This is a genomic window from Pseudomonas sp. JS425, assembly GCF_018223845.1.
In the GTDB taxonomy this organism is placed as follows: Bacteria; Pseudomonadota; Gammaproteobacteria; order Pseudomonadales; family Pseudomonadaceae; genus Aquipseudomonas; species Aquipseudomonas asiatica.
Genome location: NZ_CP073661.1, coordinates 318,571 through 339,501, shown reverse-complemented (window position 1 = coordinate 339,501; position 20,931 = coordinate 318,571). Strand labels below are relative to the sequence as shown.

Here is a 20,931-nt window from a genome sequence, read left to right as displayed (position 1 = left end):
CCACAAGATCGTGCCGAAGCGGCGATCAGATCAGGCTCAGGAAGGCTTCGCGCCAAGCAGCATTTGCCGGCAACGCCAGGAAATGCGGGTTGAGCAACGACTCCCGCGCCGGGTACCGGAACGGCAAGCCATCCAGCCCGATTACCTCCCCACCAGCCCCTTCCACCACCCCCTGCGCCGCCGCGGTATCCCACTGCGAGGTCGGTGCCAGGCGGGGATAGCAATCAGCGCTGCCCTCGGCCAACAGGCAGAACTTCAGCGAACTGCCGATATTGGCCAGCTCCAGTTCCCCCAACGCAGCCCCCAACCCGGCCAACAGCGCTTCCTGTTCCGGGCTGGAATGGCGACGGCTGGCAACCACGGTGAAACGCCCACCTGCCGGCGGCGCGTCGCGAACCTGGATCGGCTGCGGAGCCTCACCCGCTTCCGCACGCCAGGCGCCCAACCCACGCCCACCGAAGTAGCAGCGCCCGTTGGTCGGCATGGATACCACGCCGAACACCACCTCGCCGTTTTCGACCAGGGCGATGTTGACCGTGAACTCCTCGCTGCCGGCGATGAATTCCTTGGTGCCATCCAGCGGGTCGACCAGCCACCAGCGGCTCCAGCCCTGACGCTCGGCCAGCGGAATGTTGCAGTCCTCTTCGGACAGCACCGGGATCTGCGGCGCCAGCGCCAGCAGGCCATCGGCAATCACCCGGTGCGCCGCCAGGTCGGCGGCGGTGACCGGCGAATCGTCGGCCTTGTTGGTCACTGCCACATCGGCGCGCCAGAACGGCAAGATCGCCTCGCCCGCCAACAGGGCCAGCTTGACCACTTCGTGCATCAGTTGCAGGTCGTTCATGCTTCCAGCAGCCCCCGCTGAATCAGCAGGTCACGCGCCAGGTACAGCGCCGCCAAGGCACGCCCCTCGGTGAACTGTGGGTGCATGGCCAGGGCCGAGAGCTCGCGCAGGTTAACCTTGTCGACCCGCATCGGCTCCGGCTCATCGCCCTCCAGGCGCTCCTCGTAGAGGTCGCTGGCCAGCACCACCTGGATCTTCTGGCTCATGTAGCCCGGCGACAGCGACAGCTCGGTAAGGTGCTCCAGCTGGCGAGCGCCATAGCCGGCTTCCTCCTTGAGCTCCCGGTCGGCTGCCGCCAGCACGTCCTCGCCCGGCTCGATCAGGCCTTTGGGCAACGACAGCTCGTATTCGTCGGTGCCGCCGCAGTATTCCTCCACCAGCACCGCGTGCTCGGCATCGAGCATGGCCACGATCATCACCGCGCCGTAACCATTACCTCGGCCCACCAGGCGCTCGTAGGTACGCTCGTTGCCATTGCTGAAGCGCAATTGCACGGCTTCGACGCGAAACAGGCGGCTGCTGGCGACGATTTCGCGGCTGAGGACGGTGGGTTTCTGGCGCATGGGGCGGCTCCTTGGCGTGAACGGGTTACTATACCGTGGCTTGCCGACTGATCGAGAGTTTCCCATGCCTGTTCTTCCCTGGTCCGCCATCGATACCGTCCTGCTGGACATGGATGGCACCCTGCTCGACCTGCATTACGACAACCGCTTCTGGCTGGACCACCTGCCCCAGCGCTATGCCGAGCTGCACGGGGTGAGCCGGGCCATGGCGGAAATGGAACTGCAGCCGCTGTTCGAACGCAATGCCGGCACGCTTAACTGGTATTGCCTGGACTTCTGGAGCCGCGAACTGCGGCTGCCGATCCGTGAGCTGAAACAGGAAATCGCCGACCTGATCGCCCTGCGCCCGGATGCCGACACTTTCCTTGCCGCGATCCGCGACGCGGGCAAGCGCGTGGTGATGATCACCAATGCGCACCGGGATTCGCTGTCACTGAAGCTGGAGCGGGTGGAGCTGGCGCCTTACTTCGAACGGCTGATCAGCTCGCATGACTACGGCTACCCGAAGGAAAGCCCGCAGTTCTGGGATGCATTGCAGGCGGACATCGGCTTTGAACCGGAGCGCAGCCTGTTCATTGATGACACCTTGGCGATTCTGCGCAGTGCGCGACGGTTTGGCGTGGGGCATCTGCTGGCGGTGCGCCAGCCGGATAGCCAGGCCGGGCCGCGCGATACCGAAGAGTTTGCGGCGGTCGAGGATTACCGGGAATTATTGGTAGGCTTGTGAAGGCCCTTTCGCGGGTAAACCCGCTCCCACAGGATCACCACAGGTCTGAACTGTGTGCGATCCCTGTGGGAGCGGGTTTACCCGCGAAGAGGCCGGTACAGGCTGCAGAGATCAGTCAGGAATACGCAGCACCTGCCCCGGATAGATCTTGTCCGGGTGCTTGAGCATCGGTTTGTTGGCCTCGAAGATCTTCTGGTACTTGTTGGGGTCGCCATACACCTTCTTCGAAATCGCGCTCAACGTATCCCCCTTCTCCACCGTCACGAACCGCGCGGCCTGGGCCACCGGCCCGGTCACGGTGATCTGGTCGTCGACACTGGCAACGCCTTCGACGTTACCCGCCGCCAGGATGATCTTCTCCTTCTCCTCCTGGCTGGCCACCTCACCCTTGAGGATGATCGTGTCTCCCTCTACAGTGGCCGTGATATTCGGGTTGCCCAGGCCGACACTTTCCACGTGTTTCTTCAGTTGCTCTTCGGCATTGGCATTGCCGGGGGTCAGCAGGTCGATCAACTTCTCGCCCGCTTCCTTGACGAAACTGAACAAGCTCATAACGCTCTCCTTGTTGACGAAACCTCGGACACAGCAGTCTAGGCCAGCTTTTCCCCTGGCGCCCCATGCGACCAATCGACGCGGTCTATCAAGGCATAGACCCTAGCGATTAGACGCCGCCGGCCCGCACGCCTAGGCTTGTGCTATCTGAAAGTTGCCGATAGTCCGATGAACAGTCAGCCCCGATGAACAGCAAGCCTCCGGTCTGCGCGGCCTCATCGCCCTTGACCATGCCCGCCGCCAGCAACACCTACGATTACGTCCAGCTCAACGATGCCAGACGCGACAGCACGCCCCTGGCCGAAGAAGTGGCCCTGGCCATTGCCTACAACGGCCTGAACCAGGCGGTGATGCTGGTCAGCCCCACCGACCTGGAAGACTTCGCCGTCGGCTTCAGTGTCGGCAGCGGCATAGTCGAAGGCACAACGGAAATCTACGACCTGAAACTCTCCGGCAGCGGCTCGGCAATGTACGCCGACCTGGAGATTTCCAGCCGTGCGTTCTGGAACCTGAAAAACCAGCGCCGCCAAATGGCCGGCACCAGTGGTTGCGGCCTGTGCGGGGTCGAAGCGCTGGAGCAGGCACTGCCAGAGCTGGCCAAGCTGCCTGGCGCACCTTTGCCACCCGCGCAATGGTTGGTCGGCCTGCGTGAGCGCATCGATGCCTTCCAGCCCCTCGGCCAACACTGCGGCGCGGTGCATGCGGCGCTGTTCATGGACCGCCATGGCGAGCTGCTGCTAGGCCGTGAAGACATCGGCCGACACAACGCCCTCGACAAGCTGATCGGCGCCTTGCTTCGCCAAGACATCGACAGCCAGGGTGGCCTGGCCATCGTCACCAGCCGCTGCAGCCTGGAGCTGATCCAGAAGGTGCTGCGGGCCGGTATCCAGACCCTGGTCAGCCTGTCGGCGCCCACCGGCCTTGCCCTGCAATGGGCGCGCAAGCACAACCTCAACCTTATCCATCTGCCCAAGCACAGCGCACCGCGGGTCTACAGCCCAGCGGCGGAGTCGTAACAGTCGTGACCTCGTACCAACACCTCCCGGACAACGCCCCAGCCTCTCCACCTCGTTACAAGCCCTACCACGGCCCCGCCGGTGGTTGGGGCGCGCTGCGCAGCGTGGCCAAGGCCTGGGTTGGCAGCGATAACGCGCTGAAGAACATTCGCGCGCTGCTCAAGACCAACCAGAACGGCGGTTTCGACTGCCCCGGCTGCGCATGGGGCGACTCGCCGGAAAGCGGCATGGTCAAGTTCTGCGAGAACGGTGCCAAGGCAGTGAACTGGGAGGCGACCAAGCGCCGCGTCGATGCCGCCTTTTTCGCCCGCTACAGCGTCACTTCGCTGCTGCAGCAGAGCGACTACTGGCTGGAGTACCAGGGGCGCCTGACCGAGCCGATGGTCTATGACGCGTCCAGCGACCGCTACCAGCCGATCAGCTGGGAAGCCGCCTTCACCCTGATCGCTCGCGAGTTGAACAAGCTGGCCAGCCCTGACCAGGCCGAGTTCTACACTTCGGGGCGCGCCAGCAACGAAGCAGCGTACCTGTACCAGCTGTTCGTGCGGGCCTACGGCACCAACAACTTCCCCGACTGCTCGAACATGTGCCACGAGGCCAGCGGCGTGGCCCTGGGGCAAAGCGTCGGGGTCGGCAAGGGCACCGTCACCTTCGATGACTTCGAACACGCCGATGCGATTTTCGTCTGGGGCCAGAACCCCGGTACCAACCACCCGCGCATGCTTGACCCGCTGCGCGATGCGGTAAAACGCGGCGCCCAGGTGGTGTGCATCAACCCGCCTCAAGGAACGTGGCCTGGAGCGCTTCCAGCACCCGCAGAACCCGTTGGAAATGCTGACCAACAGCGACCGGCCGACCAACACCGCATTCTTCCGCCCGGCCTTGGGCGGCGACATGGCGCTGCTGCGCGGCATGGCCAAGTTCGTCCTGCAATGGGAACGCGAAGCCCAGGCCAACGGCGAACCGGCAGTCTTCGACCACGCCTTTATCGCCGAACATGGCCATGGCGTCGACGACTACCTGGCGGTAGTGGATGCCACCCCGTGGGAGCACATCCAGACCCAGTCCGGCCTGGCGCTGGCCGATATCGAACTGGCCGCGCGCATGTACTGCCGTGGCAAGCGGGTGATCATGTGCTGGGCGATGGGCATTACCCAGCACCGCCACTCGGTGCCGACCATTCAGGAAATCGTCAACCTGCAAATGCTGCGCGGCAATATCGGCGTGCCAGGTGCCGGCCTGTGCCCGGTGCGTGGTCACAGCAACGTGCAGGGTGACCGAACCATGGGCATCAACGAGCGCCCGCCGGTGGCCCTGCTGGACGCCATCGAGCAGCGCTTCGGCTTCCCCGTGCCCCGGCACAACGGCCACAACACCGTCGAGGCGATCCACGCCATGCTCGACGGCCGGGCCAAGGTATTTATCGGCCTGGGCGGCAACTTCGCCCAGGCAACGCCAGACACCGAGCGCACCGCCCAGGCACTGCGCAACTGCGAGCTGACCGTGCACATCAGCACCAAGCTCAACCGCAGCCACCTGGTGCACGGCAAGCAGGCTCTGATCCTGCCGTGCCTGGGGCGCACCGACATCGACCTGCAGGCAGAAGGGCCACAGGCGGTAACGGTAGAGGACTCGTTCAGCATGGTCCACGCCTCCAATGGCCAGCTGAAGCCGCTGTCGACGCAGATGCGCTCGGAGCCGGCGGTCATCGCCGGTATCGCCGCCGCCACCCTGGGCAAGAAGCCCGTGGACTGGCACTGGCTGGTGGCTGACTACGACCGTATCCGCGAGCTGATCGGCGACACCATCGCCGGCTTCAGCGGCTTCAACCAGCGCCTGCGCGAGCCGGGCGGTTTCTACCTGGGCAACAGCGCCGCCAGCCGCGAATGGAATACCAGCACCGGCCGCGCGAACTTCAAGGCCAACCTGCTGCCCGACACGCTGCTCGACGAGCGTGTACGCGCCAGCGGCCAGGTGCCAGACTTGATCATGCAATCGATGCGCTCGCACGATCAGTACAACACCACCATCTACGGCCTGGACGACCGCTACCGTGGCGTGCGTGGCCAGCGCGAGGTGCTGTTCGCCAACGAAGCCGACATCATCCGCCTGGGCTTCCAGCCTGGGCAGCAGGTCGACATCGTGTCGTTGTGGGGGGATGAGCATGTACGCCGCGTGCATGGCTTTACCCTGCTGGCCTTCGACATCCCGGCCGGGCAGGCGGCGGCGTACTACCCGGAGGTGAACCCGCTGGTGCCTCTGGAAAGCATTGGCGATGGCAGCCATACGCCGACGTCGAAGTTCATTGCCATCAAACTGGAGCGGGCGCGGGACGACGGGCGCATCCTGTAGGAATGGTGTTGGCTTTTCGCGGGTAAAACCGCTCCCACAGAGGTAACTCAAGGTCTGAGAGCGGTGGTATCCCTGTAGGAGCGGGTTCACCCGCGAAGAGGCCGGAAGCCGTGCCGCCAAAAACGAAAAAAGCCCTGTTCCATCAAGGTTCAGGGCTTCGTCATAAAGGTCTCAGACAGCGAAAAAACGATAAAGTTTCACAGTAAATACAGTAAGTTAGAGAATTGTGTACAACTCGTGTTACTCGTCGGATTTCCGTTGCCAGCCGCGCCTGTAAGGCTCAAAAATCGCCCCGTCATCCTAATGAGGCTCTCTTGATGAAGAAGTACTCCTCGATACTGTTGTTGTCTTTCAGCTTGCTCAGCGGCGTTGCCATGGCAGGCGGCACCACCGAGGCCGGCATTGGCGGCGCATTGGGTGGGGTACTGGGCTCCGTGGTGGGCAACTCCATCGGTGGTAGCACCGGCGGCGCCATTGGTGCCGGCCTGGGCGGCGCGGCTGGCGGTGCCTTGGGTGCCGACAAGCATCAGCGTGGGGAAGCCGCAATCGGCGGCGCGCTGGGCGCAGCAGGCGGTAACGTGGTCGGCCGCTCCGTGGGCGGCACTACCGGTAGCTACATTGGCGCGGCAGCCGGCGGTGGTGCCGGTGGCGCACTGGGTAACTACATGGGTAAGGAGGCCGACAGAGACGATTACCACGATGGCCGCCGCTACCGTCGTGGTTATGACGACGACCGTCGCCACTGGGACCGTGGCCATCATTACGGCCATCGCAAGCACAAGCGCCACTGGCGCGACTAACGCCTGAGGGCCCTGCCCCGGCAACAAAAGCCCCGCCCCTGCCAGCGGGGCTTTTTTATGCCTGCTGTTCCAGCAGTACACCAGACAGGATCACCTGCAGCGTCTCTGGCAATGCCACCGGCCGGCCACTGGCGCGTTCGATGAACACCTGCACCACCGTGCCTGCCGCACACGCCTCCGGCTCCCCTGGGCGGAACAGGGCCAGGCGGTACTCCACCGTGCTGCCCGCCAGGCGCATCACCCCCAGCCCCACTTCCAGCACATCCGGGAAGCCGGGCAGTGCGTAGAAATCCGCCGCCGAACTGACCACGAAGGCCGCCAGCTCGCCGTCACGCAGGTCCAGTTCGGCCTGTTCGACGAGGAACGCTTGAATGGAGGTTTCGAAAAAGCCATGCACGGTGGCACCGGCGACGTGGCCATTCAGGTCATTGTCCTGGGGGCGAGTGAGGATGGGGTGGAAGTGGGAGAAGGCAGTGCGCTGTGGGGATTCGGTCATCTGGCTGGCTCTTGTCTTCGCAATGAATGCTGACAGTGAAACAGAAAAACCGGTTTCCCGCTGCTTGTGCCGGCCTCTTCGCGGCTACACCACCAACGTTGAATGCAGTGCAGTACCTGTAGGAGCGGCTTTAGCCGCGAAGAGGCCGGTACAGGCAGTAGAAAACGAAAAGGCCGCCCATTGGGGCGGCCTTTTCGTTACCGGCAAGCTCAGCTTACAGCTGCGGGCCAGCGGCCTTGATGGCGTCGGAAACTTCGAACTTCTTGAAGTTTTCGATGAACAGCTTGGCCAGGCCTTTGGCAGCCTCGTCGTAGGCAGCCTTGTCAGCCCAGTTGGTGCGCGGGTTGAGCAGCACGGTATCAACGCCTGGAACGGCCTTAGGCACGTCCAGGTTGATGATGTCCAGGTGCTCGGTTTCGGCACCGATCAGCGCGCCGCTCTGGATCGCAGCGATCACGGCACGGGTGGTCGGGATGCTGAAGCGCTTGCCAACGCCGTAGCCACCGCCGGTCCAGCCGGTGTTGACCAGGTAGACCTTCGAGTCGAAGCCCTTGATACGCTTGATCAGCAGCTCGGCGTATTCGCCAGCCGGGCGCGGGAAGAACGGGGCGCCGAAGCAGGTGGAGAAGGTCGACTTGATGCCGCTGCCCGAACCCATTTCGGTGGAACCGACCAGCGCGGTGTAGCCGGACAGGAAGTGGTAGGCCGCCTGCTCGTTGTTCAGGATCGAAACCGGCGGCAGTACACCAGTCAGGTCGCAGGTCAGGAAGATGACTGCGTTCGGCTCGCCGCCCAGGTTCGCTTCGGAACGCTTGGCAACGTGCTCCAGCGGGTAGGCCGCACGGCTGTTCTGGGTCAGGCTGACATCGGTGTAGTCGGCGTGCTTGTTGGCGTCGAGAACGACGTTTTCCAGCACGGCGCCATGCTTGATGGCTTTCCAGATGACCGGCTCGTTCTTCTCGGACAAGTCGATGCACTTGGCGTAGCAGCCGCCTTCGATGTTGAAGACCACGCCCTCGCCCCAGCCGTGCTCGTCGTCACCGATCAGGTAACGGCTTTCGTCGGCCGACAGGGTGGTCTTGCCGGTGCCGGACAGGCCGAAGAACAGGGTTACATCGCCTGCTTCGCCGATGTTGGCGGCGCAGTGCATCGGCAGTACGTCGGCAGCCGGCAGCAGGAAGTTCTGTACCGAGAACATGGCTTTCTTCATTTCGCCGGCGTAGCGCATGCCAGCGATCAGAACCTTCTTCTGAGCGAAGTTGATGATCACGCAACCATCGGAGTTGGTGCCGTCACGCTCAGGCTCGCACACGAAGTTGGCGACGTTGAGGACCTGCCACTCGCCACGACCAGCCGGGTTGTACTGCTCCGGGTTGATGAACAGGCAACGACCGAACAGGTTCTGCCAGGCAGTCTGGGTGGTCATCTTCACCGGCAGGTAGTGCTCGGCGGCCGCCCCTACGTGAACGTAGGAAACGAAGTGATCCTGGGCGTTGTTGAACGCCTCGACGCGGTCCCACAGGGCATCGAACTTGTCGGCCGGGAACTTGCGGTTGATCGGGCCCCAGGCAATGGCATCCTGGGTGGAAGGTTCTTCGACGATGAAACGGTCAGCCGGCGAACGGCCTGTACGGTGACCAGTCTCCACGACCAGTGCGCCAGTATCGGCTAGTACGCCTTCACCGCGTTGCAGCGCTTCTTTTACCAGCTCATCGACGCTCAGGTCGGTGTACACGGTGTTTTTGGCTTGCGTCATGAGATACCCCATCCGGCCCGAGGCCGAGTGCTCCAAACGTTTTGTAGTTGTCTTGAAAAAACTACTACAGCGAAAAAAGTGGCCGGATTATGCCAGAAACGCCCAAAAAAAGTAGGCCCCTCCTGTCAGAACTGCGCTTTTGCGCAATTCGACAGGAGATTATCCTGTAGTTAAACGTTTCAGTGACGAGTTTCTGAGGCTACGTCAGTGCCGCCACCAGCAAACAGTTGCGCCACATCGCTGGCGTCGAAGAAATAGCGCTCGTTGCAGAACTGGCAATCGATCTCAACCTGGCCGCCACACTCTTCCACCAGTGCCTTGGCATCGTGCTCGCCCAAACTGACCAGCGCATTGCCGGAACGTTCGCGAGAGCAGCTGCAGTTGAAGCGCAGCGGCTGGATATCGAACAAGCGCACGGCATCTTCGTGGTACAGGCGGTGCAACAGGGTTTCGTTGTCCAGCGCCCACTCATCGGCCTTGAGCGTGGTGGCCAATGCCACAACATGCTGCCAGCTTTCTTCACGCTCTTCATCGTCCGGCTGGCGATCGCGCGGCAGTTGCTGCAGCAGCAGGCCACGGGCCTTGCCGCCTTCGGCGTTGAGCCAGAAGCGCGTGTTGAGCTGTTGCGACTGGACGAAGTAGTTGGTGAAGCACTCCGACAGGGTGGCGCCGTCGAGGTCGACAGTGCCCTGGTAGCGCTGGCCCTTGACTGGATCAATGGTCAGGGTCAGGTGGCCGTCAGGCATCAGCTGCGACAGGGTCGCATTCGCCGGGATCTGGTCCGCTTCGTAGCGGGCCATGCCACGGATGTCCCGGTCACCCGAACATTCGACCATCAACAGCGGGATCGGCCCTGCGGAACGCGCCTGCAGAATCAGCAGGCCGTCGAACTTCAGCGCCCCCACCAGCAAGGCGGTGGCGGCCATCAGCTCGCCCAGCAGTGCCTGCACCGGCTGTGGGTACTCATGACGCGCCAGCACCGCGGCGTAGCTGTCATCGAGAGACACCCACTCGCCGCGCACATCGCGCTCGTCGAAGATGAAACGTTGGGTGAAATCGGTATCAGGCAAGTCGCTCATAGGTTTTGGCTATCTGAAAAATGATGACAAAATGGTTACAAGGGTTGTCGGAAAACATGCGAGAACCCGTGACAGAGCGCTCACAAGGCGCTCCGATTCCTGTTTGCAATAGAGGTATTTTATGGACAATCGACCACTGTTCCAAGCAAGGTGGTCCTGGGGGCCATTGGCAGCCTGTACGCTGCTTCCTATCGCTCTACTGTGTTTCTGGTTATGGCCCATTGGCCAGATCTTGTGCCTGACTTTCGACGAGTGGCTATTCCACAGCCTGAATGCGCCGCTGGCCGACAACACCACCTGGCGCTACATCTGGACCGTCGGTAGCCTGCGCCCATTCGACATCGTCGTCGGCCTGATCCTTCTGGCAGTGCTTATCCGTGGCGACTGGGTGTTCAAGGCAACCCAGGTGCGCCAGGCCTTTTTCGGCTTCCTGGTCACGCTAATCCTCTTAGTGGTGATTCGCGCGCTGTTTTCCAAGTGGGTGGATGCAGCCGGCTGGCAGCACAAGAGCCCTTCGATGATGTTCGACGAGGTGGTGCACCTCAGCGACTACTATCCGAACCTGGAGGCGGTCTGGGAGCTCAAGGACCGTTCCAGCAAGAGTTTCCCGGGCGATCATGCCTCGGTGCTGCTGGTCTGGGCGCTGTTCATGAGCGTGTTCAGCCGCCGCCTGGTGCAGTACCTGGTGGTCTGGGGGTTGGCGGTTTTGTTCATGTTGCCGCGCCTGGTGGCCGGTGCCCACTGGGGGCAGGATGACTACATCGGCGGGCTGCTGATGGCGGTGCTGGCGTTGGGCTGGAGCTGCTACACGCCGCTGGCGGCCAAGGGAAGTGCGGTGCTGATGCGCTGGACGGCGCCAGTGTTCGCGATCACGGCCAAGTTACCGCTGGTCGGGCGCTTGGCGGTGACCCGCTAGATCCTTGGGGCTACTGCGTAGCCCATCGCGACACAAGGCCGCTCCCACAAGTACCGCACAAGGCATTCAGGCAACGCCCTGCTTGTGGGAGCGGCCTTGTGTCGCGAAAGGGCCGCAAAGCGGCCCCGGCTATTCGAAGCTCCCATGCAACTGATGAATCTGCCGCCGCTGCTTCTTGGTCGGCCGCCCATCGGTGGTCACGCCCATCGCCCCGGCCTTGCGCAGTTCCGCCGCCTGTTCACGCCGGCGCACGCTGTCCTCGGTCTCTTCGTACAACGTCTGCGCCTCTGGCGCCCCACGCCGCACCACCGACAGAGCCTTCACCACCACGGTGCGCTCGTCGAACCCGGTGCGCAGCACGAACTCGTCACCCACCCGCGGCTCCTTGCCCGGCTTGCAGCGCTCACCCCGGCAATGCACCTTGCCGCTCTCGATCGCCGCCTTGGCCAGCGCGCGAGTCTTGTAGAAGCGTGCCGCCCACAGCCATTTGTCCAGGCGGACCTTGTCGTCGTCTTCGGCTTTTTGTGCCATCCCGTTACCTCGAACGCTGTGTTTCATCGAACTGTACTACCGTAACGATCGGATGCAAAAAATCCCCGCCGTGCTTACAGTTCACCACCTCATCCGCAGGGTGCGTTTCGTGAAGACATTTGACCATTTGACTGTGATCGGCCTGCGCGAGTGGGTCGCCCTGCCCGACCTCGGCGTGGCCGGGCTGCGCGCCAAGATCGACACTGGTGCCAGCACCTCCAGCCTGCACGCCACCGAGGTGGAACCGTTCGAGCGCGACGGCCAGCCCTGGGTCCGCTTTACCGCACATCTTGGCTCGGTGGTGCAGTTGCGCCACCGCCGCTGCGAGGCACCGCTGGTGACCATGAAAACCATCAAGAGCTCCAACGGCCAGGCCCAGACCCGCTATGTCATCCGCACGTCACTGGCCCTGGGCGATGGTGTGTGGGAAGTGGAGTTCACCCTGGCCTGCCGCAAGAACATGCGTTATCGCCTGTTGCTGGGTTCCAAGGCCCTGATCCATGGTCAACTGGTGGTCAACCCTGGCCTCAAATACGTACAAGACAAACCGGCCTTCCCGGCCACCCTTTCTACTGCCACAGGTGCTGCATGAAGATCGCTGTGCTGTCGCGCAATCCGCGTCTGTATTCCACCCGCCGCCTGGTCGAAGCCGGTACCCAGCGGGGCCACGAAATGGTGGTGATCGACACCCTGCGGGCCTACATGAACATTGCCAGCCACAAACCGCAGATCCACTACCGCGGCAAGCCGCTGGAAGGCTTCGACGCGGTGATCCCGCGCATCGGTGCATCGGTGACCTTCTATGGCTGCGCAGTGCTGCGCCAGTTCGAGATGATGGGTGTGTATCCGCTCAACGAGTCGGTAGCGATAGCCCGCTCCCGCGACAAGCTGCGTTCACTGCAATTGCTGTCGCGGCGCGGCATCGGCCTGCCGATTACCGGTTTCGCCCACTCGCCGGACGACATCCCCGACCTGATCCAGATGGTCAACGGCGCCCCGCTGGTGATCAAGGTACTGGAAGGTACACAGGGCATCGGCGTGGTGCTGTGCGAAACCACCAAGGCCGCCGAATCGGTGATCGAGGCGTTCATGGGGTTGAAGCAGAACATCATGGTGCAGGAATACATCAAGGAAGCGGGTGGCGCGGATATCCGCTGCTTCGTGGTCGGCGACAAGGTCATTGCGTCGATGAAGCGCCAGGCCAAGCCAGGCGAATTCCGCTCCAACCTGCACCGCGGTGGAGTGGCCAGCCTGATCAAGATCACCCCGGAAGAACGCATGACCGCCATTCGCGCGGCCAAGGTAATGGGCTTGAGTGTGGCGGGTGTGGATATCCTGCGCTCCAACCACGGGCCGCTGGTGATGGAAGTGAACTCATCGCCGGGGCTGGAAGGCATCGAAGTGACCACCGGCAAGAACGTGGCCGCCATGATCATCGAGCATCTGGAGAAGAATGGTGGGCCTAATCAGACTCGGACCAAGGGTAAGGGCTGAGATTTTGGGGCTGCTGCGCAGCCCATCGCGACACAAGGCCGCTCCTACAGGATTACGCGATCCTCTGTAGGAGCGGCCCTGTGTCGCGAAAGGGCCGCAAAGCGGCCCCGGCAATCACACGGCATTGCGCGGTAGCAACAGCCCCAAAGGCAACCGTACCCGCGCCTCGATCCCGCCACCAGAGCGATTGCGCAACTCCACATTCCCACCATGCTGCGCCGCGATCCGCTTGACGATCGCCAGCCCCAGCCCGGTGCCCTTGCCCCCCCGGGCCCGGTCACCACGAATGAACGGGTTGAAGATGGTCTCCAGCTCCGACTCGTCGATCCCCGTCCCGCGGTCCAGCACGCTCAGCACCACATACGGCGCACTCTCGTCGCCCGACACATAGGCGGCCACCTCGACCCCTTTGCCGGCGTGGTGCAGGGCGTTGCCGATCAGGTTGCCCAGCATGCGCTTGAGCGAAACCCGGCGCAGCGGGAACGGTGGGATCGGCTCCAGGCACAACCGCACCCGTTCTTCCGGCTGGTTGTACGGCGCCACCACTTCGCGCACCAGGTCGGCCAGGTCGACCTCCTCAACCGGCTCGTCACGCCCATCGCGGATAAAGGCCAGGAACTGGTCGAGGATCGCGTCCATGTCCTCGATATCGCGGACCATGTCGTCACTCAGTTCGCTGTCGCTGTCCAGCAACGACAACGACAGGCGCAGGCGCGTCAGCGGTGTACGCAGGTCGTGGGAAACCCCGGCCAGCATCAGCTCGCGCTCGCGCCCGGCCTGCTCGACATCCTCGGCCATCTGGTTGAAGGCCTTGTACACCTCGGTCATCTCGCTGGGCGTATCGCTGATCGGCAGGCGCACGCTGCGCCCCTGGCCCAGCTGCCGGGCGGCGAACACCAGGCGCTTGAGCGGCTGGTTCAGCTGGCGCACGAAGATCCAGGCCGAAGCTGTGGACAACAGGCCGATGGCCAGGAACCAACCCAGCACGTTCCAGATCTTCTGCCCACGCAGCGGGTGCGGGTACAGCGGTACCTTCAACCAGCCCGGCCCCAGGCTTGGCGCATTGACCCACAACGCCGGCGGCGCATGAATGCGCAGCCGTACCTCGGTGTCTTCACCCAACTCGGCCTGCATCTGCCGTTGGTAGATTTCGCTGTAGGGCCAGTGCTGCTCACCCTCGGGCACGCCCGAGCCGGTGACCCGGATAAGGCCTGCCGCTTCGGCGATCTTGTCGCGGTTTTCTTCGTCGGCCGCCCAATAAGCGCGCAGGGTCAGCGCAACACCGTGGCTGTACTGACGGTCGACCAGCACGTCCTCGTTCATCAACAGGTAGACCAGGGTCAACGCCTTGGAGAACAGGACGACGATCAACACCAGCCACAGGGTGCGGGCGAAGAAACTTTGCGGAAACCAGAGCGGTGTTTTCATCGACGGCGCGGCATCATTTACCGGCGTTTCCGTCCGGCACGAACACGTAGCCCACGCCCCACACGGTCTGGATATAACGCGGCTTGGACGGGTCCGGCTCGATCATGCGGCGCAGACGCGAAATCTGCACGTCGATGGAGCGTTCCAGCGCATCCCATTCGCGGCCACGCGCCAGGTTCATCAGCTTGTCGCGGGTCAGCGGCTCGCGTGCGTGCATCACCAGCGCCTTGAGCACGGCGAACTCGCCGGTGGTGAGCATGTGCACTTCGTCGCCACGCTTGAGTTCGCGAGTGGCCAGCGACAGCTCGTAGTCGCCGAAGGTGACCGACTCGTCTTCGCTACCAGGCGCACCCGGCACGCTCGGTGCCTGGCGGCGCAGCACGGCCTTGACCCGGGCCATCAGCTCGTCCGGGTTGAACGGCTTGCCCAGGTAGTCGTCTGCGCCCAGCTCCAAGCCCTTGATACGGCTGAGCTCGTCACCCTTGGCGGTGAGCATGATGATCGGGATCTGGTTGTTCTGCTGGCGCAGGCGCTTGCACGCCGACAGGCCATCCTCGCCGGGCAGCATCAGGTCGAGCACCACCAGGTTGAACACCTCACGCTGCAGCAGGCGGTCCATCTGCTCGGTGTTGGGCACCGCACGGGCACGGTAGCCCTTGCTGGTGAAGAAACGTTCCAGCAGGCTGCTCAGCCCCGGGTCGTCGTCGACGATGAGAATCTTGTCACCTTCAGCGGTGTTTGGCGTGCCGGTCATGAATAACTCCTCTGATATCGCCGCGCATTATGGCGTAGCCATTGCTGCACGTTGCGTGAGCATTGTTAGCAGATTTTTCCCCCGGCGCCAGTTCCGGCTGGCCGGGCGCCATCACCGCAAGCCGTTTGCGATGGGTATAATGCGCGGCTTTCATCCAGCGCCGCCGGGCGACAGGCCCACAGGCGACCCCCGTATTCACAAATGTCAGGTGGTTTACATGGACAGCATCAACAGCCGTATCGCCGAGGAACTGGGCGTACGCCCCCAGCAGGTCGAGGCGGCCGTGGGCCTGTTGGACGAAGGCTCGACCGTGCCCTTCATCGCCCGCTACCGCAAGGAAGTGACCGGTAGCCTGGACGACACCCAGCTGCGCCATCTGGAAGAGCGCCTGCGCTACCTGCGCGAACTCGACGAGCGCCGTGCCAGCATCCTGGCCAGCATCGAGGAGCAGGGCAAGCTGACCCCGGAACTGGCCCGCGAGATCAAGCTGGCCGATACCAAGACCCGCCTCGAAGACCTGTACCTGCCGTACAAGCAGAAGCGCCGCACCAAGGGCCAGATCGCCCTGGAAGCCGGCCTCGGCGAGCTGGCCGACTGCCTGTTCAACAACCCAGACCTCGCCCCGGAAAGCGAAGCCGCACGCTTCGTCAACGCCGACAAGGGCGTGGCCGACGTCAAGGCCGCGCTGGAAGGCGCCAAGTACATCCTCATGGAGCGCTTCGCCGAAGACGCCGCCCTGCTCGACAAGCTGCGCAGCTTCCTCAAGCAGGAGTCGGTGCTCAGCGCCCGCGTCGTGCCTGGCAAGGAAGAGGAAGGCGCCAAGTTCCGCGACTACTTCGCCCATGACGAACTGCTGCGCAACGCCCCGTCGCACCGCGCCCTGGCAATTTTCCGCGGGCGTAACGAAGGCGTGCTGAGCGCCTCGCTGAAAGTCGGCGAAGAACTGCCCGGCACCCTGCACCCGTGCGAACTGATGATCGGCAACCACGTCGGCATCGAGAACCGCAACCGCCCGGCCGACAAGTGGCTGGGCGAAGTGGTGCGCTGGACCTGGAAGGTCAAGCTGTACACCCACCTGGAAACCGACCTGTTCGGCGAGCTGCGCGACAACGCCGAAGGCGAGGCGATCAATGTGTTCGCCCACAACCTGCACGACCTGCTGCTGGCCGCCCCGGCCGGCCCGCGCGCCACCCTGGGCTTCGACCCGGGCCTGCGTACCGGCTGCAAGATCGCTGTGGTCGATGCCACAGGCAAGTTGCTGGACCACACCACGGTCTACCCGCACGCGCCGAAGAACGATTGGGACCGCACCATTTCGATCATGGCTGCGCTGTGCGCCAAGCACTCGGTGGAGCTGATCGCCATCGGTAACGGCACCGCCAGCCGCGAAAGCGACAAGCTGGTGGCGGAGCTGGTCAAGAAGTACCCAGCGCTGAAGATCACCAAGATCATGGTTTCCGAGGCCGGCGCTTCGGTGTATTCCGCATCGGAACTGGCCGCCCGCGAATTCCCGGACCTGGACGTGTCGATCCGTGGCGCCGTGTCGATTGCCCGCCGCCTGCAGGACCCGCTGGCCGAGCTGGTGAAGATCGACCCGAAATCCATCGGTGTCGGCCAGTACCAGCATGACGTGTCTCAACTGAAACTGGCGCGCGGCCTGGACGCCGTGGTCGAGGACTGCGTGAACGCCGTGGGCGTGGACGTCAACACCGCCTCGGTGGCCCTGCTGACGCGCATCTCCGGCCTTAACGCTACCCTGGCGCAGAACATCGTCGCCCACCGCGATGCCAACGGCCCGTTCGCCACTCGCGCGGCACTGAAAAAGGTCAGCCGCCTGGGTGAGAAAACCTTTGAACAAGCCGCCGGCTTCCTGCGTGTGATGAACGGCGACAACCCGCTGGATGCCTCTGCGGTGCACCCCGAGGCCTACCCGCTGGTGCAACGGATTGCCGCCGATACCGGCCGTGACATCCGCTCGCTGATCGGTGACAGCAGCTTCCTCAAGCGTCTGGACCCGAAGAAATTTACCGATGAAACCTTCGGCCTGCCGACCGTCACCGACATCCTGCAAGAACTGGACAAGCCTGGCCGCGACCCACGCCCCGAATTCAAGACCGCCACCTTCCAGGACGGCGTCGAAGACCTCAAGGACCTGGAACCGGGCATGATCCTCGAAGGCGTGGTGACCAACGTCACCAACTTCGGCGCCTTCGTCGACATCGGCGTGCACCAGGACGGCCTGGTGCACATTTCGGCGCTGTCGGAGAAGTTCATCAAGGACCCGCGTGAAGCGGTCAAGGCCGGCGACGTGGTCAAGGTCAAGGTCATGGAAGTGGACATCCCGCGCAAGCGTGTCGGCCTGTCCATGCGCATGAGCGACACCCCTGGCGAGAAGGTCGATGGCAACCGCGGCGGTAACCGTGGCAATGGCGGCAACCGCCAGCAGCAGGCGCCGCGCCAGCGCGAAACCGCCACCGCTGCACCGGCCAACAACGCCATGGCAGCCCTGTTCGCCAACGCCAAGCAGCTGAAGAAGAAGTGATGGACGTTCCACGCGAATACGTCGAAAGCGCCTTCAGCCAGCTCCTCGGCTGCCGCCTGCAACGCCTGGAAACAGGTGTTGCCGAGGTAGCCCTGGCGCTCGAGCCACACTTGCGCAACCGTGGCCAGAAGCTGCACGGCGGGGCGATCTTCAGCCTGGTGGACATCGCCATGGGCCTGGCCTGCTCGGCCAGCCATGGCTTCGACCAGCAAAGCGTCACCATCGAGTGCAAGATCAACTACATGCGCGCCGTCAGTGACGGCGAGGTGCTGTGCACCGCCCGCGTGCTGCACGCCGGGCGGCGTACCCTGGTGGTCGACGCCGACGTAGTTCAGGGCGACAAGCTGGTGGCGAAAGCGCAAGGAACCTTCGCGGTTCTCTAGCTCACCAAGCATTATCTGCGGTATTTTCAGCAGTGCGCTGGCACTGCTGGATCCGCGTTAACCAGGCGACAACGCCAGTTCCTTTCTTCCTACCCTTGTAGACCGTTATCTCTACCCCCATATTGGGGCGACTGACGCGTGAAGGAATACATCTTGAGCGACCTCCTCAACCGCCGCCTGAGCCTGCTCGGCGCCAATCTTCCCCTGCTCAAGCAGTGCCTGCACGGTATTGAGCGCGAATGTCTGCGCGTGACCGACGAAGGTCGCCTGGCCCAGACCCCGCATCCGCAAGCCCTGGGATCGGCGCTGACCAACGAGCAGATCACCACCGATTATTCCGAGTCGCTGCTGGAGTTCATCACCCCGGCCCTTCCCGACCCGGCCAAGGTGCTGGAAAGCATCGAAGAGACCCACCGTTTCGTCTACAGCAAGCTGGGCGACGAATACCTGTGGAGCCCGTCGATGCCTTGCACGCTGCCGGCCGAGGAGGACATCCCGATCGCCGAGTACGGCAGCTCGAACATCGGTAAGCTCAAGCATGTCTACCGCAAGGGCCTGGCCCTGCGCTACGGCCGCACCATGCAGTGCATCGCCGGTATCCATTACAACTTCTCGCTGCCCGAAGCGCTGTGGCCGTTGCTGCGCTCCGCAGAAGGCGGCAGAGAAAGCGACCGCGACTACCAGTCGTCGGCCTATATCGCGCTGATCCGTAATTTCCGCCGCTACAGCTGGCTGCTGATTTACTTGTTCGGCGCCTCGCCGGCCCTGGACAAAGGCTTCCTGCGTGGCCGCCCGCACCAGCTCGAAGAGCTGGATGCCGAAACCTTGTATCTGCCCTACGCCACCAGCCTGCGCATGAGCGACCTGGGCTACCAGAGCAACGCCCAGGCCGGCCTCACGCCGTGCTACAACAACCTGGCCAGCTACACCGACAGCCTGCGCAAGGCGGTGGGCACGCCCTACCCTCCTTACGTCGAAGTCGGCACGCACGTGGATGGCGAGTGGGTACAGCTGAACACCAACATCCTGCAGATCGAAAACGAGTACTACTCGAACATTCGCCCCAAGCGCGTCACCTACACCGGCGAGCGGCCGATCCAGGCCCTGACCTCGCGCGGCGTGCAGTACGTGGAAGTGCGTTGCCTGGACATCAACCCGTTCCTGCCGGTGGGCATCGACCTGACCGAGGCGCGCTTCCTCGACGCGTTCCTGCTGTTCTGCGCGCTGGAAGACAGCCCGCAACTGGACAACGGCGAATGCGGCCAGTGCACCAACAACTTCCTGACCGTGGTCAAGGAAGGCCGGCGCCCGGGCCTGGAACTGCGCCGCAATGGCCAGCCGATCGGCCTGAAGACCTGGGCCAGCGAGCTGATCGAGCGTATCCGGCCACTGGCCGATCTGCTCGACCAGGCGCAAGGCGGTGCAGAGCACGGCAATGCCCTGGATGCCCAGCAGGCCAAGGTCGACGACGCCTCGCTGACCCCGTCGGCCCAAGTGCTGGCGCGCATGACCGAGCATAACGAAAGCTTCGTCAAGTTCGCCCTGCGCCAGAGTCGTATTCACGCCGAAACCTTCCGCGAGCAGCCACTGCCGGTCGAACGCCAGCAGGCCTTCGAAACCCTCGCCCGCGACTCGCTGGCCGAGCAGTCGCGCCTGGAACAGCAGGAAGTCGGCGACTTCGACCTGTTCGTCGGCGCCTACCAGGCCAGCATCCTGGCGATCAGCAACTGATGACCCGCACTGCCACCCCGCGCAAGCCGCGCGCCAGCAGCCAGGCCAGGATCGAGGCGATCCTGGCTGCTGCACGCGAGTTACTGGCCGAGCTGGGAGTGGCGAGCCTGTCGATCTACAGCGTGGCCGAGCGCGCACAGATACCACCGTCGTCGGTGTACCACTTCTTCGCCAGCGTGCCGGCGCTGCTGGAGGCGTTGACGGCCGATGTGCACCGGGCCTTCCGGGAAGCGCTGAGCGCGCCGATCGACAGCAGTGCGTTCAACACCTGGCACGAACTGTCACGGCTGATCGAGCAGCGCATGCTGGATATCTATAACGAGGACGCGGCGGCGCGGCAACTGATCCTGGCCCAGCATGGCCTGAGCGAAGTGGTGCAGGCCGACCGGCAGCACGACATGGAACTGGGCGACTTGATGCACAAGTTGTTCGGCCAGCATTTTCATCTGCCGGTGATGCCGGCGGATGTGGACGTGTTTGCCCTGGCCATGGAATTGAGTGACCGGGTGTATGCGCGGTCGGTGCAGCTGCATGAGGCGATCACCCCGCGCATGGCCGAGGAAGGCAAGCGAGTGTTCGAGGCGTATCTGGGGTTGTATCTACCGCCATTTCTGGCGAAGCGTTCCAGCTGAGATCATTGGGGCCGCGCAAAACATGAAACCTGCGCAGTACCTGTGGGAGCGGGCGTGCCCGCGAAGGGCTGCACAGCAGCCCCATGGCCAACACCCATCACAGCTTGGCGATGGACACTTCAGTCGATTTCACGAAGGCAATCACTTCACTGCCCACCTGCAGCTCCAGCTCACGCACAGAGCGGGTGGTGATGACCGAAGTGACGATGCCCGAGGCAGTCTGCACGTCGATTTCCGACAGTACCGGGCCTTCCAGGATTTCCTTCACGGTGCCTTTGAACTGGTTGCGAACGTTGATGGCTTTGATGGTCATGATTTGATTCCTTCTCTATGGC

At 63.4% G+C, this 20,931-nt stretch carries 20 protein-coding genes and 1 pseudogene; 11 read left to right on the top strand and 10 right to left on the bottom strand.

Features of this window, described 5'->3' with window-relative positions; genetic code table 11:
* Positions 1 to 25: 25 nt before the first annotated feature.
* Both cysQ and nudE read right to left on the bottom strand, forming a co-directional pair.
* Positions 26 to 844, bottom strand: coding sequence for a 3'(2'),5'-bisphosphate nucleotidase CysQ (gene cysQ / locus KDB76_RS01500; RefSeq protein WP_024087995.1), 819 nt, complete (start codon positions 842 to 844; stop codon positions 26 to 28).
* Positions 841 to 1,407 carry an ADP compounds hydrolase NudE gene (gene nudE, locus KDB76_RS01495; protein WP_013970466.1) on the bottom strand — a complete coding sequence of 189 codons (567 nt, stop codon included), beginning with the start codon at positions 1,405 to 1,407 and terminating at the stop codon, positions 841 to 843. Before nudE ends, cysQ begins: the two co-directional genes overlap by 4 nt.
* A 64-nt stretch (positions 1,408 to 1,471) precedes the next feature.
* On the opposite strand from nudE, the gene yrfG reads away from it, so the two are divergent.
* Positions 1,472 to 2,134 carry a GMP/IMP nucleotidase gene (gene yrfG, locus KDB76_RS01490; protein WP_003257447.1) on the top strand — a complete coding sequence of 221 codons (663 nt, stop codon included), beginning with the start codon at positions 1,472 to 1,474 and terminating at the stop codon, positions 2,132 to 2,134.
* Between the two features lie 111 nt (positions 2,135 to 2,245).
* On the opposite strand, the gene lysM is transcribed toward yrfG, so the two are convergent.
* Positions 2,246 to 2,686, bottom strand: coding sequence for a peptidoglycan-binding protein LysM (gene lysM / locus KDB76_RS01485; protein ID WP_013970465.1), 441 nt, complete (start codon positions 2,684 to 2,686; stop codon positions 2,246 to 2,248).
* Between the two features lie 185 nt (positions 2,687 to 2,871).
* Here lysM and fdhD point away from each other — a divergent pair, with 185 nt between their 5' ends.
* The 3 genes and pseudogenes from fdhD to KDB76_RS01470 all read left to right on the top strand — a co-directional run bounded on the left by fdhD (position 2,872) and on the right by KDB76_RS01470 (position 6,854).
* A complete protein-coding gene (gene fdhD / locus KDB76_RS01480; protein ID WP_013970464.1) occupies positions 2,872 to 3,702 on the top strand; it encodes a formate dehydrogenase accessory sulfurtransferase FdhD in 831 nt (276 codons plus the stop codon).
* 5 nt (positions 3,703 to 3,707) lie between these two features.
* Positions 3,708 to 6,054 (top strand): annotated as a pseudogene (locus KDB76_RS01475) (FdhF/YdeP family oxidoreductase).
* Between the two features lie 317 nt (positions 6,055 to 6,371).
* Complete coding sequence (locus KDB76_RS01470; protein WP_013970462.1) at positions 6,372 to 6,854, top strand: glycine zipper domain-containing protein; 483 nt, start codon at positions 6,372 to 6,374, stop codon at positions 6,852 to 6,854.
* A 55-nt stretch (positions 6,855 to 6,909) separates the two neighbouring features.
* On the opposite strand, the gene KDB76_RS01465 is transcribed toward KDB76_RS01470, so the two are convergent.
* From KDB76_RS01465 to hslO, 3 genes are all read right to left on the bottom strand, one after another.
* The gene (locus KDB76_RS01465) at positions 6,910 to 7,350 is read right to left on the bottom strand and encodes a thioesterase family protein (protein WP_013970461.1); all 441 of its coding nucleotides are present in this window, start codon (positions 7,348 to 7,350) and stop codon (positions 6,910 to 6,912) included.
* Positions 7,351 to 7,564: 214 nt separating this feature from the next.
* Positions 7,565 to 9,106 (bottom strand): phosphoenolpyruvate carboxykinase, encoded by a 1,542-nt coding sequence (locus KDB76_RS01460; RefSeq protein ID WP_013970460.1) that lies wholly within the window; start codon positions 9,104 to 9,106, stop codon positions 7,565 to 7,567.
* A 179-nt stretch (positions 9,107 to 9,285) separates the two neighbouring features.
* The gene (gene hslO / locus KDB76_RS01455; protein ID WP_013970459.1) at positions 9,286 to 10,185 is read right to left on the bottom strand and encodes an Hsp33 family molecular chaperone HslO; all 900 of its coding nucleotides are present in this window, start codon (positions 10,183 to 10,185) and stop codon (positions 9,286 to 9,288) included.
* Positions 10,186 to 10,306: 121 nt separating this feature from the next.
* Here hslO and KDB76_RS01450 point away from each other — a divergent pair, with 121 nt between their 5' ends.
* The gene (locus tag KDB76_RS01450) at positions 10,307 to 11,101 is read left to right on the top strand and encodes a phosphatase PAP2 family protein (RefSeq protein WP_023662013.1); all 795 of its coding nucleotides are present in this window, start codon (positions 10,307 to 10,309) and stop codon (positions 11,099 to 11,101) included.
* Positions 11,102 to 11,230: 129 nt separating this feature from the next.
* Here the strand turns inward: KDB76_RS01450 and KDB76_RS01445 are convergent, their stop codons facing one another.
* Entirely contained in the window at positions 11,231 to 11,632 is a 402-nt protein-coding gene (locus tag KDB76_RS01445; protein WP_013970457.1) for a S4 domain-containing protein, read from the bottom strand.
* 175 nt (positions 11,633 to 11,807) lie between these two features.
* On the opposite strand from KDB76_RS01445, the gene KDB76_RS01440 reads away from it, so the two are divergent.
* Both KDB76_RS01440 and rimK read left to right on the top strand, forming a co-directional pair.
* The gene (locus KDB76_RS01440; protein WP_230491514.1) at positions 11,808 to 12,224 is read left to right on the top strand and encodes an ATP-dependent zinc protease; all 417 of its coding nucleotides are present in this window, start codon (positions 11,808 to 11,810) and stop codon (positions 12,222 to 12,224) included.
* Entirely contained in the window at positions 12,221 to 13,126 is a 906-nt protein-coding gene (gene rimK / locus KDB76_RS01435) for a 30S ribosomal protein S6--L-glutamate ligase (RefSeq protein ID WP_013970455.1), read from the top strand. Before KDB76_RS01440 ends, rimK begins: the two co-directional genes overlap by 4 nt.
* 114 nt (positions 13,127 to 13,240) lie before the next feature.
* Here rimK and KDB76_RS01430 read toward each other — a convergent pair whose 3' ends face one another.
* Together KDB76_RS01430 and ompR are read right to left on the bottom strand one after the other, a co-directional pair.
* On the bottom strand, positions 13,241 to 14,554 hold the full coding sequence (locus KDB76_RS01430; RefSeq protein WP_013970454.1) for an ATP-binding protein: 1,314 nt from the start codon (positions 14,552 to 14,554) through the stop codon (positions 13,241 to 13,243).
* 13 nt (positions 14,555 to 14,567) lie between these two features.
* Complete coding sequence (ompR, locus tag KDB76_RS01425; protein ID WP_012270052.1) at positions 14,568 to 15,308, bottom strand: two-component system response regulator OmpR; 741 nt, start codon at positions 15,306 to 15,308, stop codon at positions 14,568 to 14,570.
* A gap of 217 nt (positions 15,309 to 15,525) precedes the next feature.
* On the opposite strand from ompR, the gene KDB76_RS01420 reads away from it, so the two are divergent.
* The 4 genes from KDB76_RS01420 to KDB76_RS01405 all read left to right on the top strand — a co-directional run bounded on the left by KDB76_RS01420 (position 15,526) and on the right by KDB76_RS01405 (position 20,596).
* Positions 15,526 to 17,850 (top strand): Tex family protein, encoded by a 2,325-nt coding sequence (locus KDB76_RS01420; RefSeq protein ID WP_013970453.1) that lies wholly within the window; start codon positions 15,526 to 15,528, stop codon positions 17,848 to 17,850.
* Complete coding sequence (locus tag KDB76_RS01415; RefSeq protein WP_003257433.1) at positions 17,850 to 18,233, top strand: PaaI family thioesterase; 384 nt, start codon at positions 17,850 to 17,852, stop codon at positions 18,231 to 18,233. Before KDB76_RS01420 ends, KDB76_RS01415 begins: the two co-directional genes overlap by 1 nt.
* A 153-nt stretch (positions 18,234 to 18,386) precedes the next feature.
* Positions 18,387 to 19,964, top strand: coding sequence for a glutamate--cysteine ligase (gshA, locus tag KDB76_RS01410; RefSeq protein WP_162472727.1), 1,578 nt, complete (start codon positions 18,387 to 18,389; stop codon positions 19,962 to 19,964).
* Entirely contained in the window at positions 19,964 to 20,596 is a 633-nt protein-coding gene (locus tag KDB76_RS01405; protein ID WP_013970451.1) for a TetR/AcrR family transcriptional regulator, read from the top strand. Before gshA ends, KDB76_RS01405 begins: the two co-directional genes overlap by 1 nt.
* A 97-nt stretch (positions 20,597 to 20,693) precedes the next feature.
* Here KDB76_RS01405 and KDB76_RS01400 read toward each other — a convergent pair whose 3' ends face one another.
* The gene (locus KDB76_RS01400) at positions 20,694 to 20,909 is read right to left on the bottom strand and encodes a molybdopterin-binding protein (RefSeq protein ID WP_003255829.1); all 216 of its coding nucleotides are present in this window, start codon (positions 20,907 to 20,909) and stop codon (positions 20,694 to 20,696) included.
* Between the last annotated feature and the right edge of the window lie 22 nt (positions 20,910 to 20,931).